Below are 13,941 nucleotides of genomic sequence, written 5' to 3'. Positions count from 1 at the left end.
CATCATGTTAAAAATCGCATTTATCGCCCATGATCGCAAGAAAGAGGAAATGGTGAATTTCGTGACCGCCTACGAATCCGTATTCGATGGTCACCAATTGTACTCGACGGGCACGACGGGGCTTCGCATCATGGAAGGCACGTCGCTGCAAATTCATCGCTTCGAATCCGGCCCGCTTGGCGGAGACCAGCAGATCGGCGCGCTTGTTGCCCAAAACGAGATGGATTTGATCATATTTTTGCGTGATCCGTTGATGGCCCAGCCGCATGAGCCTGACATTAACGCACTGCTTCGTTTGTGCGACGTACAAGGCATTCCGCTGGCAACCAACATCGCGACGGCCGAAATATTGGTGAAGGCGCTGGATCGCGGTGATTTCGCTTGGAGGGAACTCGTACATAAATACAAGCCCGAAGCGGGAGTAAATGCAGGGGATTCCCAATGAGCCTCGATATCCTTGTTTTCGGGGCGCATGCGGACGACGCCGAGATCGGCATGGCCGGAACGATTGCCAAACATACCGCGTTGGGATTGAAGGTCGGGATATGCGACTTGACGCGCGCGGAAATGTCGTCCAACGGCACGGTAGAGCGCAGGGCCGAGGAAGCGGAGGAAGCCTCCCGCATCCTCGGTCTTTCGTGTCGAACCAATCTGGCTTTGCCAGACCGGGGGTTATATATTACGCCGGATAACGTGCAGGCCGTGACCGCCGAAATTCGCCGCCAAGCTCCTCGCATCGTGTTTGCGCCTTATTGGGAGGATCGTCATCCCGACCATGTCATGTGCAGCAAACTGGTGCAAGAAGCCGTATTTAACGCCAAACTGAGAAATTACATGCCGGACATGCCTGCCGTGCAGGTGAAGGAGCAGTATTTTTATTTTATCAACGACATTGGACCTACGGATTTGATCATGGACATTACGGAATACTACGCGCAAAAGGAGAATTCGCTGCGAAGTTACCGCTCCCAGTTCGAGATGGAGGCGGGTTCTGTAGCTACGCCGCTGAATGCGGGTTACGTGGAACGGGTAAAGGCCAGAGATTCCTTACTGGGGCAGCGGAGCCAGATCGCATATGCCGAAGGTTTCGCAACGCTGACGCCTTACGTCGTTCAAAGGTTCGGCGATTCCGTTTAAAATCATCGTTGTCAATCAGGCAAGATAGCCTGTTGTGAATGCATATATTTTATTTTCCGTTGCATCATTATCAACCTGCAGATCAGCAGGAGAACAAGGGGGCGTCCAACCGGATGGATCAAAAGCTGAAAATCGGGATTACCTGTTATCCGTCCCTCGGAGGGTCTGGCGTTGTCGCAACGGAGCTCGGCAAATTGCTTGCCGAACAGGGGCATGAGGTTCATTTCATAGCGAACAGCATCCCGTTTAGATTGGGCACATTTCAAAGAAATATTTTTTACCATGAGGTGGAGGTCAACGATTACTATGTATTTCGATACCCGCCTTACGACCTGTCTCTTGCGACCAAAATGGCGCAGGTAGCCAAATCTCAACAACTCGATCTGTTGCACGTGCACTATGCCGTACCGCATGCCGTTTGTGCCTTTTTGGCCAAGCAAATGGTCGGCGACGATCTTAAAGTCGTAACGACGCTGCATGGGACGGATATCACCGTCCTGGCTCAGGACGAATCGTTGAAGGACCTCATCCGTCTGGCCATAAACGAAAGTGATGCCGTAACCGCCGTTTCCCGCGATCTGATCCGGGAAACCGTGGACTTGCTGGATATTCAGCGGCCCATCGACCTGACGTACAATTTTATCGATAAAAGGGTGTATTACCCGCGTGACGCCGCCAGTTTGCGCAGGGAATTCGCCGCTCCGCATGAAAAAATACTGATGCATATTTCCAATTTCCGTCCGGTAAAGCGGACGCAGGACGTCGTTGAAGTGTTCCGTCAGGTGCAGGAGCAGGTTCCGGCGAAGCTGCTGTTTGTCGGAGAAGGACCGGACTTGCCGAAAATCCAATGGAAAATCAACGATATGGGACTGGGCGACAAAGTTCAGTTTCTGGGAAAACAGGACGATATCGCTCAAGTGATCTCCATGGCTGACGTGCTGCTGCTCCCTTCCGAAAAGGAAAGCTTCGGACTCGTGGCCCTCGAAGCCATGGCCTGCGGCGTGCCGACCATCGGATCGCAAGCAGGAGGCATTCCGGAGCTTGTGCTTCACGGCAAAACGGGCTTCCTGTCGCCGATCGGCGATACGGCTTCCATGGCCGACAACGCGATCCGTTTGTTGACGGATGACCGTTTGACCGCTGAGTTTAGAGAAGCTTGCCTGAAACGGGCTCACCATGATTTTTGCAACGACGCCATTCGTCACGAGTATGAACAAATTTATTATCGGGTGCTCGGGCGTGAAGTGCCTGACCTGAAACCGGTTTGCGGTTGATTCCAAAGGGTAGAGGCCGTTAAAAGAAGCAGCCGCTGCCGGGAAGTAATGAGGTGAATGATGTGATCCAGTGGACACATGTAGAAGATCGGGAGATGGCACGGCAAAGCGAAAACGTGTTGCGCATATTGAACGAAAATGGTTATGAAGCGTACTGGGTCGGAGGATGCGTTCGGGATGAACTTCTCGGCCGGGCCGTGGATGATATGGATATTACAACGTCGGCCGCTCCGGAACAGGTGATGGAGTTGTTTCCGGACTGCATCCCGACAGGGCTGCAGCACGGGACGGTGACGGTGCGGTCCGGAGGATGCTTTTTTGAGGTAACGACGTTTCGAACCGAATCGGAATATAAGGACAGCCGCAGGCCGTCCGCCGTGCAATTCGTCAAGGACGTGAAAGAAGACCTTCAGCGGCGAGACTTCACGATGAACGCGCTGGCCATGGACATAAACGGGAAGGTCATTGACCCTTTCGGAGGACAGGACGACATTCGTCATCGGTTAATCCGGTGTGTGGGTGCACCGAACAAACGCTTTGGCGAGGATGCGCTGCGAATGCTTCGCTGCGTCAGGTTTTCCTCTGTATTCCATTTTCGGATCACCTACAATACATGGAAGGCCCTTGTGTTGCAGCGTGAGCTTCTGCAGCATATCGCAATGGAGCGGGTCCGCACGGAAATGGTTAAAATGATGGCAGGACCGCATCCGTTACGCGGTTTGGAGCTGTTGTTCCGGAGCAAGGTGCTGGAACATGTCAAAGCTCCGGTCAGCGCTGAACGGTTCTCCCGAAAACGTTTGGGCGAGCTGGGTAAACTGGCCGGTGAACGTGCCATCTTGCGCTGGTCGCTGTTGCTGTTGTCCGGTGGTTATGCGTGGGACGAGGCGGATGTTCTGCTGCGCGATTGGACATTTTCGAATGACGATCGTGCCCGCATTACCGGCGTATTGCGAGTGGAAGATCACGTTCGTAATCTGATCAAGGTTCATCATGACGATCGGGGCTTACGGTCCGAATGGATTACCGGCGTGTTGACCTACGGAGATCGGGCGACCCGGGATTGGCTTCACATCCAGCCGCTTCTTCCTGAGCGTTGGGGGGACGAGAAGGAAGAGGAAAACGCGCGGCTTCGGGTTTTGCATGCACATGCTGCAGAGTGGAGCGATTCCATGCAGGTTCATGCATTAAAGGACCTCGATATTACGGGGGAACATGTGTTAAGGCTGCTTGATCGCAAGGGAGGACCTTGGCTTGGGCAATTGATGAAACACTTGCTGAAGGAAGCAGCGATCGGAAATATAGCGAATCAGCAGGAAGCGCTGGTCGCTGAAGTAAAGCGGGTGAGTAAGCTTGACCAAGCATGAGGAATTGCTGAATATGCTGCTGAATTCCGGAGACGAATTCGTGTCCGGGGAGGAAATCAGCCGCAACTTGTCTATTAGCAGAGCAGCGGTCTGGAAGCAGATCAACAAGCTGCGGGAGCTGGGGTATGAATTTGAGGCAGTATCCCGGAAAGGGTATCGGCTCGTTTCCAAGCCGGCCAGCATTGACGCAGCTGCACTGCAGTTGGCCCTGAAAACGACCGTTTTTGGCAGGAAGACGGTCCTGCTGAATTCAACCGTATCGACGCAAGGCGAAGTCCAGAAGCTGGCCGAGGAAGGGCATGAAGAAGGCATCGTTGTCCTGGCAGAGGAGCAAACTGGGGGCCGGGGCCGCTTTGGCCGAAAGTTTTATTCCCCTGCAGGAAAGGGGATCTGGATGAGCTTGCTGCTGCGTCCGGATCTGCCCCTGCAAAGCACGCCTCAGCTGACACTGCTGGCGGGGGTGGCTGTCTGCAGGGCCATTCGGGCATGCACAGGGGCGGACGTCGGCATCAAATGGCCGAATGACCTGTTGATCGGCGGCCGCAAAATGTGCGGCATATTGGTGGAATCGGCGGTGGAGGACCACGTTCTGCGTTATTGCGTGGCCGGCATCGGCGTGGACGTCAATTTCGAGGAGAACGACTATCCGGAAGAGCTGAGATCGATCGCCACCTCCATTCGAATGGAGACGGGACACGTGGTCGATCGAGCCCCACTGGCGGCAGCCATTCTTAACGAGCTGGAAGGGTTATATTCCATGTACAAAAAAGATGGCTTCGGCATCATTGCCTCGCTCTGGGAAGCGTTATCGGTTACCGTTCACCGGCAGGTGAAGGTGTATAATGCGCAAGGCTCGATCGAAGGCCGTGCGATCGGCCTTGATCCTTCGGGCGCCCTGCTCGTGGAACAGGATAACGGAGAACGCGTTATGGTCGTTTCGGGAGAAATATCGCTGATCGACTGAAAACATTGTCGAATATCGGCAACTGAAGTGAACATTTACGCGTGAAGTTTGGGCAGAACTCTGGTATACTGTCTTCGTGAGGCGATATCGGTTAAAGACATGCCGAATTGCACTCCGGGGCAGTATGCCATTTTGCGATGAAACGCAACATAAGCAATGCGCCGCTTGAGCTGATTGGATGAAGAACGAGCTTCTGCATTTCCAGCTTCGGGCGCGGTTAAAGTGAGTTGTTGGATTCTGCTCTGAGCCGAAGAGGACCGAGACAGAAGGGACGATCGCAGGTGATTCTTTTTTGATAATATCAGTGGCGCGAACCTCGAGGTTTCGACTCGTTCCTGGTATTGCAAGAATATTTCCGCTGCAAGCGGTCTGTCTCCTTTCAGAAAGCGCGTCGTTGGACGTTTTTTCTAACTTTTCGGGACCTTTTTAGTGGGAAACTAAAAGGTTTTTTTGTTTTGTTTGAAATGAAAAGGAGAAAGGAGCCATACAAGAATGGCAAACAAACAGGCGTTAAACATCGTGAAAATGAAAAAATACAAACAGGACGGAATTCCGCTCAGCATGATTACGGCGTACGATTATCCGACCGCCCTGCTAGCGGAAGAAGCGGGAATCGATCTTATTCTCGTTGGCGATTCATTGGGAAACGTCGTCCTTGGATACGACTCTACCTTACCCGTCACGCTGGACGATATGGTGTATCATACCCGCTCGGTTGTCCGCGGAGCCTCCCATACGTTTATCGTGGCCGACATGCCGTTCATGACGTATCACGGCAGCGTGGACGAGACGTTGAAGGGCGTGCGCAGGCTGATGCAGGAAGGCCATGCTCATGCCGTGAAGCTCGAGGGCGGACTCGAAATCGCAGATACGGTTAGAGCCGTCGTTCAGGCCGGTGTGCCTGTGCTCGGTCATATCGGCTTGACCCCGCAATCGGTCAACCAAATCGGCGGATATCGCATTCAAGGCAAGGATGCTGCGGACGCGAAACGTCTGATGGATGAGGCAAAGGCGTTGGAAGCGGCCGGCGCCTTCGGCATTGTGCTGGAACTTGTCACCGAAGAAGTCGCGAGAGCGATTTCGCAGGAACTTTCCATTCCGACGATCGGCATCGGTGCGGGAAGAGGCTGCGATGGCCAGGTGCTTGTATTCCATGACGTGGTTCAATACGCGTCTCCTTATATGCCGAAGCGGTTCGTGAAAACCTATGGAGACGTTGGAACGCTTATTCGCAATAGCATCGGAGCTTACGTCAAGGAAGTTAAAGAACGTTCCTTCCCTGCCGAAGAACATGTATTCAATGCTGCCGACGGCGTTGTCGAGCAGTTGTACGGACATCGCAAAGAGAAGGTGGGAAGCAACGCATGAAGGTTATTCGTACAATCGCGGAATTAAGACGCGAGATCGGCTTGATGCGCAAAGCTGTGTTATCCGAAGGAAAAGAACCTATCGTAGGCCTGGTTCCAACGATGGGATACCTGCACGAGGGACACGCCAGCCTGATGCAGGCTGCCAGGGGCCAGAGCGACATCGTGGTGCTGAGCATCTTCGTCAACCCGATTCAGTTCGGTCCCAACGAAGATTTTGACAGCTATCCGCGGGACGAAGAAAGAGATCTGAACACGGCTCAAGCTCAAGGCGTTGATCTGGTGTTCATCCCTTCGGTGGATGAGATGTATCCTCGCCCAACACAAACGACCGTGTCGGTATCCCGTTTGACGGAGCGCCTGTGCGGCGCTTCCCGTCCGGGTCACTTTGACGGAGTTACGACGGTGGTCTCCAAACTGTTCCATATCGTGCAGCCGGAGCGTGCATTTTTCGGCATGAAGGATGCGCAGCAGGTTGCGGTTATCCAGCAAATGGTCAATGACCTCAATATGCCGGTTACCGTTGTACCGTGCCCGATCGTGCGTGAGAGCGACGGGTTGGCCCTGAGTTCGCGCAATGTTTACTTGAGCGCAGAGGATCGGCAGGAGGCTTTGGTTCTGTCCAAGGCGCTGCGTTCCGCCGAAGATGCCGTTCGTGCCAAAAAAGACATTACTGCCGGAGATATTCGCCGCATTTTGCGTGAAGAAATCGGCCGTTCACCGAGAGCGGTCATTGATTATGCCGAAATTCAGGCATTTCCAAGTCTGGAACCTCTTGCGGATGAGGCGCTAGTCCATGGCAGAGACGATCTCTTGATTGCGCTCGCCGTAAAGTTCGGCAAAACCAGACTGATCGACAATACCATGCTGCAAACTACGGAGGTGCCATCCCATGTTTAGAACACTCATGAAATCGAAAATCCATCGGGCGACCGTAACGGAAGCCAATTTGAATTATGTGGGCAGCATTACCATCGATGAGGATTTAATGGAAACGTCAGATCTGATGGAGAATGAGAAGGTACAGATCGTCAACAATAACAATGGCGCTCGCCTGGAAACGTATGTGATTCCTGGTCCGCGCGGCAGCGGCGTAATCTGTTTGAACGGTGCGGCGGCGCGCCTGGTACAGCCGGGCGACACGGTCATTATCATTTCATATGCAATGATGTCCCAGGAAGAAGCAAACGTTCACCAGCCTACGGTTGTCTTCGTCGACGAGCATAACCGACCTGTACAAACGTCTAAAAAGGAAGTTCACGCCACGGTGATGTAATCGGCTGGGAACGAGAATGAAAAGGGACCCCCCTGCAAAAAATGAGTACAGGTCACTGCACTAATCCATTTTTTCAAGGGTGGGGATGCAACGATGTTCCAGCATGTTTTCGCGGAAATGAATGACATGTTAGATGAGATTATCAAGCGCTACCCTTCTGCCGAGGGCCTGAAAAAACAGGAATTGCTGCAAAAGTGGAATTTGCTCAAGCGGATGAGTGATAGCGTCATCGACGAATGGCTGATGTTCGAGGAGAAAATGAGCCAGGTTCGCGAGCAGGAAATGAGGCCTGCGGCCAAGCTTGAACCGGAACAGGAAGCAGTGACGGCCCTTCCGGAATTGCATTTGGAATGTTTCAGTCGTGGCCAAGGATACTTTAAGCTGCAAATGTACCCGCAAGCGATCATGCAATTTTCCCGTGTGGTGAATGACTATCCCGACAGCGCGCTGGCCCGTTATTATTTGGGGCTTTCGCATATTCATCTCGAGCAGAACGCCGATGCGCAAGAACACCTGCAGCGCATTCTGCATCTGAATGGGTCCCCGAGGCTCAAAGGTCTTGTGTGTAATGCCCTTGGCTGCATCGAAGCCAAACAGGCAAACACCAAGGCAGCACAGATGTTGTTTGCGCAGGCCCTGCAGCATGACCCGACTTTGACCGAACCGCTGTACAATATGGACGCCTGCAGGCGCAGCAGCGGACCAATGCAATATGGAATCAGCTGACGCAAGGCATAGCCCGCAGGGCGTGCCGGCCGGCGAGCGAAAAACGGTGTCCCCTCCTTTGGCATAGCGGATGGGACACCGCTTTTTTGTCAGTTAATTTTCAAAAGCCCTTTTTTTTGCTATGCTGTAACATAGACTGAAATGAAGGGACCGTAAATTGCAATGAAATTTGCCGTTTTGGATTTTGAAACAACCGGCACACAGTCCGACGGCGAGATTATTCAGGTCGGGCTTGCCATAATAGATCATGACTACAGCATTTCTCAAATATACAGTTCGTATGTAAATCCGGAAGTTCCGATCCCGCCGTTCATTACGGGGTTAACGGGAATCACGGACGAAGATGTGGCGGACGCGCCATCATTGGAAGAGATGATGATGGAAATGGTGCCGCTGCTGGATGATGTCGTGCTGGTCGGGCACAACGTCGCCTTTGACTTTCATTTTCTCCAGAACGCGCTGGACCGCTGTGGTTATTTGCCGTTCACCGGCCGCATTCTGGATACGATCGATTTTCTTAAAATCACGTTCCCCTCGCTGAGCTCGTACCAGCTCGGGTACGTCTCGTCCGAGTTCGGCTTTCAACACGATCGTCCGCACCAGGCGGATAGCGATGCATTGGCTACGGCATACGTGCTGTTAAAGTGTTTTGACGAGCTGCGTGAATTGCCGCTCATTACGATCCAGCGCCTGAGCGACCTTTTTGCCCCCGAGGACAGCGATCTGGGGTGGTTTTTTGACGGGCTGCGCATGGAGAAGGAAGCCGAGCCCATTCAAGATTTGGATGGACATACCTATTATCGCCAACTCGCGCTCAATGTAAGCGATTGGACCGAAATCGGCGCGCCTCGCGACGAGAAGGACGGTAATCCGCTGGAAGGCATCAGCTTTGAGCAATATATGGAGCAGGTTCGGAGTAACCTGCAGAATACGCTGGAGCATTATGAAGAACGCGAGGCGCAGACCCAGATGTTCAGCAGCGTCCGGCAAGCCCTGAGCGAGGATAAGCACCTGCTCATCGAAGCCGGAACGGGCACGGGGAAATCGCTCGGTTACCTGCTGCCAGCCATCTATGAGAGCGTGAAGCAGGAACAAAAGGTAATGGTCAGCACGCATACGATCAACCTGCAGGAACAGCTGCGGGAGCGGGATATTCCCCTTTTGACCCAAGTTGTGCCTTTTCCTTTTAAAGCTGCGGTATTTAAAGGACGAGGACACTACCTGTGCCTGCGCAAATTCGAGCACAAGATTAACGGCCGCGAATTTTCGACGCCGAAGGAAGATTATTTTACCGCGGCGCAGATGATCGTCTGGCTTACCCAGACCGAGACCGGGGACGACGAGGAACTGAATCTCAGCGGCCGCGGCGGGGACTTCTGGGAGACGGTGCAGAGCGAATCGGAATCCTGTCTGGGACGCTCCTGTCCTTGGTTCCGCAAATGTTATTATCACCGGGCCAAGCATGAAGCAGGCTTATCGGACATCGTCATCACGAACCATTCGAAGCTGTTTACCGACGTAAAGGCCAGCCATCAGCTGCTGCCGTCCTACGAGAGCCTTGTCATCGACGAGGCCCATCACTTGGAAGATGTAGCAGGAAAACATCTTGGACTTCATATGAAATATTTCACATTGGTGCATACGTTAACGCGTTTGTTCAAAGACAGCCGCAACGGACAGCTTCCGCTGCTGCGTTCTCAGCTGTCGGGACATGAACGTTCCGTCGAATGGGGATCGGCCATTGACCAGATGTTCCCGATTGCACTGGAAGCCAAAGAAATATGGGATCGGCTCAGCGAGGCGCTGTTTAACCTGCTGCCGGAACGGACCGACGCTTCTCCGGGAGAGACGGGACAATTTTCCCTGCGTTTGAAGAGCACGCAGAAGCCGGCCAAGTGGGAGGAATTGCAGAACGAGGAGAATCAGCTTTACGTCACGCTTGGCGATCTCATTCGCAAGGGAGACAAGCTGATGCTCGAGCTGAAAGAGGATCAGGACGACTATCAGTCGGACAGCTTGATCACGGACATTACGGGCTTGTTCAAAGACCTTTCCACGCTGCGCGAAAACCTGCGCTTCTTCATGCGAATGGACGATGCTGCCACGGTGTATTGGATGGAAGCAAGCGGCCAGTTCCGCAGCAAATCGCTGCAATTGTATGCCGTTCCCGTGGACGTGAGCGCGCAGCTGAAGGAAATGTTTTTCGATAAAAAAAGAAGCGTCGTGCTTACGTCTGCCACACTGTCCGTGGATAAGTCGTTTCAATTCATGATTGACCAGCTTGGCCTGCAGGAAGCCGCGGAGCATGATCGTTTGCTCACGGCGATGCTGCCGTCTCCGTTCCGCTACCGCGATCAGGCGCTGCTGGTGATACCGCGCGATTTTCCGAGCGTGAAAGGGTCGATCGGGGACGCGCATTTCGTGGACATGCTGGTACGATCGTTGGCCGAGACGGCCATCGCTACGCGCGGGCGCATGATGGTGCTGTTTACGTCTTATCGCATGCTGCGCCAAGTGTATGACCCGCTTAAGGAAGCATTGTCCGGAAACGAAATTTCCTTGCTCGGTCAGGGCGTGGACAGCGGCAGCCGGTCCAAGCTCACCCGCAGGTTCCAAGACGCCAAAGCGACGGTGCTTCTCGGGACGAGCAGTTTTTGGGAAGGCGTGGACATACCTGGGGATGCATTGACATGTCTGGCTATTGTCAGGTTACCGTTCCAGCCGCCGAATCATCCGCTCCTGGAAGCCAAAAGTGAATTATTGCAGCAGCAGAAAAAAAACCCGTTCATGAAGCTGTCTGTGCCTCAGGCGGTCATTCGTTTCAAGCAAGGATTCGGAAGGCTGGTTCGCACAGCCAAGGATCGCGGCGTTGTTATCGTATACGATACGCGGGTGATCGAATCATATTACGGAAAATACTTTTTATATTCCTTGCCTGGGCCAAAAATGGAACACATGCTGACCGAGCAAATGGTTCCGCGCATCAGCGAATGGCTCGAACAAGACGTTGAACAAACCTAATTCAGGTAGAAACGACAGAACATTTTTCGGCAATGTTGCGAAACGCCTGCAAAAGGCGGTACACTTGTTGAGATTACATGGCTTCGGGTTGATACGTTAAAGAAGTACATCAAATATAAGGCGGCATCCTTCCTCTAAAATGATTCGAATTAGAGTACACGGCGGGATGCCTCCCTTTTCATCTATTTATCGCGCTTTGGCAAGGAGGAGCAAAAAAAACATGAAATCAGATAAAATTTCGGAAGCCGTCGTGAGGCGGTTGCCGGTATATCTGCGTTATTTGAGTGAATTGCACCAACGTGAGGTAACGACGGTTTCTTCGCAGGAGCTGGGACAGCGCCTGGACCTCAATCCGGCCCAGATCCGCAAGGATTTGGCCTATTTCGGCGATTTTGGCCGCAAGGGCATCGGGTATGACGTATCGTATCTCATTGAGAAAATCCGCCATATCCTGAAGATCGACCAGCAAATCAATGTTGCGTTGGTAGGAGCCGGTAACCTGGGTCATGCCTTGTCCAACTATAATGCTTACTTGAAGGACAACATGAAAATCGTGGCTGTTTTCGATGCATATGAACCCAAGATCGGCACCCAAATCAACAGCTTGAAAGTGCAAGCGATGAATGAGCTGACGGAATCGGTCAGAAACCTTAATATTCGCATCGGCATCATCACCGTCCCCGATACCGAAGCGCAGAATGTGGCCGACCGGTTGATCGAATCCGGGATCGAAGCCATCCTGAATTTTGCGCCAACCATCTTGAAAACCCCGCCGCATGTTCGTATTCATAATGCGGACTTTACGACGGATTTGCTAAGCCTTGCGTATTATTTGGAAAATGGAAAGGACGACGAGCAGGATGACGACAAATAAATGGGTTATACACAACGGCAAATTCGCCGTAAACAAAGGTTTGGAATGGAACGTGGTTCAAGGATACATGGTGGTGGAAGACGACAAAATTCAGTATATCGGCGAATCCTTGCCGGCAGAAGATGAAAGCCTGCCGAAAGTGGACGGAAAAGGATTGCTCTTTCTGCCAGGTTTGATCAATACGCACGGACATGCCGCCATGTCGCTGCTGAGAGGCCACGGGGATGATCTGGCGCTGCAGGTATGGCTGCAGGAGAAAATGTGGCCGATGGAGGCGAAAATGACGTCTGAGGACGTTTATTGGGGGGCGTCCTTGTCGGTGCTTGAGATGCTCAAAGGAGGAACGACGGCTTTTCTGGACATGTATGATCACATGGATCAGGTTGCCAAAGTCGTGGAGCAATCCGGCATTCGTGCAGCGCTCGCTCGCGGCGTCATCGGTCTTTGCTCCGAAGAGGAACAGAAGCACAAGCTCGGCGAAGCGGCTGCGTTTGCCCGCGACTGGAACGGGAAGGCAAATGGACGGATTACTGCTGTAATGTCTCCGCATGCGCCTTATACGTGCCCTCCGGATTACATAGAAAAGTTTGTGCAGGTTGCCCATGATCTGAATTTGCCGCTTCATACCCATATGTCCGAAACGCTGCGCGAAGTGGAACAGAACGTGACCGATTACGGTCTGCGTCCTGTAGCGTACTTGGAGAAGCTTGGCTTTTTCTCGCGGCCTTCCCTCGTGGCTCATGCTGTGCATTTAAACGATGAGGAAATCGAGATTTTGGCTCGCCATAACGTTGCAGTATCTCATAATCCGGGCAGCAATCTGAAGCTGGCTTCCGGCATTGCGCGAGTTCCTGAGCTGCTGAAAGCGGGCGTGACCGTTTCTTTGGGAACAGACGGACCGGCGAGCAATAACAATTTGGACATGTTTGAAGAGATGCGTCTGGCCGCATTGATTCATAAAGGCGTGTCCGGTGATCCGACTGCGGTTCCGGCCGGCGAAGCGCTTCTGCTTGGAACGGCATACGGAGCACGCTCGATTTTCCTCGACAATACCGGCCTGCTTGAAGCGGGAATGAAGGCGGATTTCATCGGGGTCAACATAGACCAGCCTCATCTGTACCCGCATACCGATCTGATTTCCCATGCCATTTATTCGGCGTCGGCCAAAGACGTGGAGCATGTGTGGGTAGATGGCAAACAAGTGGTGAAACATGGCGAGTGCCTGACGATGGACGAGGAACGCATTTTGCGTGAAGCTCAATCGGCGTTTGAGGGCCTGCTCGCCCGTTAATTTCTCATGGGCGCAGCCTCATCAGGGAAAGGGAGTTCGGCTTTTGAAGAAAAAGAAAAAGAAAAAGTGGATATGGATATCGCTGCTGATCCTGATCGTGGCGTTGATTGTATTGCAGCGCTATTACGTCTATGTGACCAAGGACCAGCGCAATCAGGAGGCGCTCGCCCTGCAGGCCGCCCAGCAGCAGCTGGAGCTGACGTCCTACGATAATTTTCAAAAATTCGTATGGGGACAGAAAGAAGGCGAAGACAGCATCTATTGGACGCTGAGCGGCACCAATAAGGATAACCAGGACGTCATTGTGTGGGTCAAGTTCGACGAGACGGGGAAACCGTTGTCCGGGGCGGGTGCAGTGCATAGCGAGCTGCTGCAGAACGGAATGTCCGAAGCTCAAATTCGCCAAAGATTCGCTTCCGAAGTCCCGAATGGCGAAATCAAGCGAATCCTGCCTGGCGTCGTGAACGGCATTTATGTATGGCAAGTTTATTATCATGATGATACACACAGTTATTATCGTTTCTATCGTTTTAGCAATGGGGAGCAAGTGGATCTGGTATATACGATTCCGAACAGCTGACATGCTTACGACCAAACAACCGACAGCGAATGTTGCTGATCGGTTGTTTGCCGTACTTTGATGAAAA

General features: G+C 52.8%; 13 protein-coding genes. All 13 read left to right on the top strand.

From position 1 onward, the window contains the following. Positions 1-4: 4 nt before the first annotated feature. The 13 genes from mgsA to SNR34_RS20035 all read left to right on the top strand — a co-directional run bounded on the left by mgsA (position 5) and on the right by SNR34_RS20035 (position 13,874). The gene (gene mgsA, locus SNR34_RS20095; RefSeq protein WP_236419736.1) at positions 5-445 is read left to right on the top strand and encodes a methylglyoxal synthase; all 441 of its coding nucleotides are present in this window, start codon (positions 5-7) and stop codon (positions 443-445) included. Further along, positions 442-1,137, top strand: a complete 696-nt coding sequence (bshB1, locus tag SNR34_RS20090) for a bacillithiol biosynthesis deacetylase BshB1 (protein ID WP_236419734.1) — start codon at positions 442-444, stop codon at positions 1,135-1,137. The genes mgsA and bshB1 overlap by 4 nt, the downstream gene beginning before the upstream one ends. A gap of 113 nt (positions 1,138-1,250) precedes the next feature. After that, complete coding sequence (gene bshA, locus SNR34_RS20085; protein WP_236419732.1) at positions 1,251-2,411, top strand: N-acetyl-alpha-D-glucosaminyl L-malate synthase BshA; 1,161 nt, start codon at positions 1,251-1,253, stop codon at positions 2,409-2,411. A gap of 53 nt (positions 2,412-2,464) precedes the next feature. Then, positions 2,465-3,775: a CCA tRNA nucleotidyltransferase gene (locus tag SNR34_RS20080; protein ID WP_486180049.1), complete on the top strand. Its 1,311-nt coding sequence runs from the start codon at positions 2,465-2,467 to the stop codon at positions 3,773-3,775. Beyond that, positions 3,762-4,739 carry a biotin--[acetyl-CoA-carboxylase] ligase gene (locus SNR34_RS20075; protein ID WP_343260948.1) on the top strand — a complete coding sequence of 326 codons (978 nt, stop codon included), beginning with the start codon at positions 3,762-3,764 and terminating at the stop codon, positions 4,737-4,739. The genes SNR34_RS20080 and SNR34_RS20075 overlap by 14 nt, the downstream gene beginning before the upstream one ends. 492 nt (positions 4,740-5,231) lie before the next feature. Continuing rightward, entirely contained in the window at positions 5,232-6,107 is an 876-nt protein-coding gene (panB, locus tag SNR34_RS20070; protein ID WP_236419728.1) for a 3-methyl-2-oxobutanoate hydroxymethyltransferase, read from the top strand. After that, positions 6,104-7,006 carry a pantoate--beta-alanine ligase gene (gene panC / locus SNR34_RS20065; RefSeq protein WP_339273209.1) on the top strand — a complete coding sequence of 301 codons (903 nt, stop codon included), beginning with the start codon at positions 6,104-6,106 and terminating at the stop codon, positions 7,004-7,006. The genes panB and panC overlap by 4 nt, the downstream gene beginning before the upstream one ends. Then, positions 6,999-7,382, top strand: a complete 384-nt coding sequence (gene panD, locus SNR34_RS20060; RefSeq protein ID WP_236419724.1) for an aspartate 1-decarboxylase — start codon at positions 6,999-7,001, stop codon at positions 7,380-7,382. The genes panC and panD overlap by 8 nt, the downstream gene beginning before the upstream one ends. A 126-nt stretch (positions 7,383-7,508) precedes the next feature. Then, positions 7,509-8,108, top strand: coding sequence for a tetratricopeptide repeat protein (locus tag SNR34_RS20055; protein WP_486180048.1), 600 nt, complete (start codon positions 7,509-7,511; stop codon positions 8,106-8,108). 162 nt (positions 8,109-8,270) lie between these two features. Continuing rightward, on the top strand, positions 8,271-11,129 hold the full coding sequence (dinG, locus tag SNR34_RS20050; RefSeq protein ID WP_486180047.1) for an ATP-dependent DNA helicase DinG: 2,859 nt from the start codon (positions 8,271-8,273) through the stop codon (positions 11,127-11,129). Positions 11,130-11,295: 166 nt separating this feature from the next. Next, positions 11,296-12,003, top strand: coding sequence for a redox-sensing transcriptional repressor Rex (locus SNR34_RS20045; RefSeq protein ID WP_290371477.1), 708 nt, complete (start codon positions 11,296-11,298; stop codon positions 12,001-12,003). Next, a complete protein-coding gene (locus SNR34_RS20040; RefSeq protein ID WP_486180046.1) occupies positions 11,990-13,294 on the top strand; it encodes an amidohydrolase in 1,305 nt (434 codons plus the stop codon). The genes SNR34_RS20045 and SNR34_RS20040 overlap by 14 nt, the downstream gene beginning before the upstream one ends. 43 nt (positions 13,295-13,337) lie before the next feature. Beyond that, a complete protein-coding gene (locus SNR34_RS20035) occupies positions 13,338-13,874 on the top strand; it encodes a cell wall elongation regulator TseB-like domain-containing protein (RefSeq protein WP_236419714.1) in 537 nt (178 codons plus the stop codon). Positions 13,875-13,941: the final 67 nt, after the last annotated feature.

It is taken from the genome of Paenibacillus sp. XP01, from assembly GCF_057364885.1.
This window is presented reverse-complemented; position numbering and strand designations above follow the sequence as displayed.

Bases quoted from the DNA above. Each gene is read 5' to 3' on its own strand.
- mgsA (WP_236419736.1), top strand. From the start codon at position 5: ATGTTAAAAATCGCATTTATCGCCCATGATCGCAAGAAAGAGGAAATG.
- bshB1 (WP_236419734.1), top strand. From the start codon at position 442: ATGAGCCTCGATATCCTTGTTTTCGGGGCGCATGCGGACGACGCCGAG.
- bshA (WP_236419732.1), top strand. From the start codon at position 1,251: ATGGATCAAAAGCTGAAAATCGGGATTACCTGTTATCCGTCCCTCGGA.
- panB (WP_236419728.1), top strand. From the start codon at position 5,232: ATGGCAAACAAACAGGCGTTAAACATCGTGAAAATGAAAAAATACAAA.
- panC (WP_339273209.1), top strand. From the start codon at position 6,104: ATGAAGGTTATTCGTACAATCGCGGAATTAAGACGCGAGATCGGCTTG.
- panD (WP_236419724.1), top strand. From the start codon at position 6,999: ATGTTTAGAACACTCATGAAATCGAAAATCCATCGGGCGACCGTAACG.
- SNR34_RS20055 (WP_486180048.1), top strand. From the start codon at position 7,509: ATGTTAGATGAGATTATCAAGCGCTACCCTTCTGCCGAGGGCCTGAAA.
- dinG (WP_486180047.1), top strand. From the start codon at position 8,271: ATGAAATTTGCCGTTTTGGATTTTGAAACAACCGGCACACAGTCCGAC.
- SNR34_RS20045 (WP_290371477.1), top strand. From the start codon at position 11,296: ATGCCTCCCTTTTCATCTATTTATCGCGCTTTGGCAAGGAGGAGCAAA.
- SNR34_RS20040 (WP_486180046.1), top strand. From the start codon at position 11,990: ATGACGACAAATAAATGGGTTATACACAACGGCAAATTCGCCGTAAAC.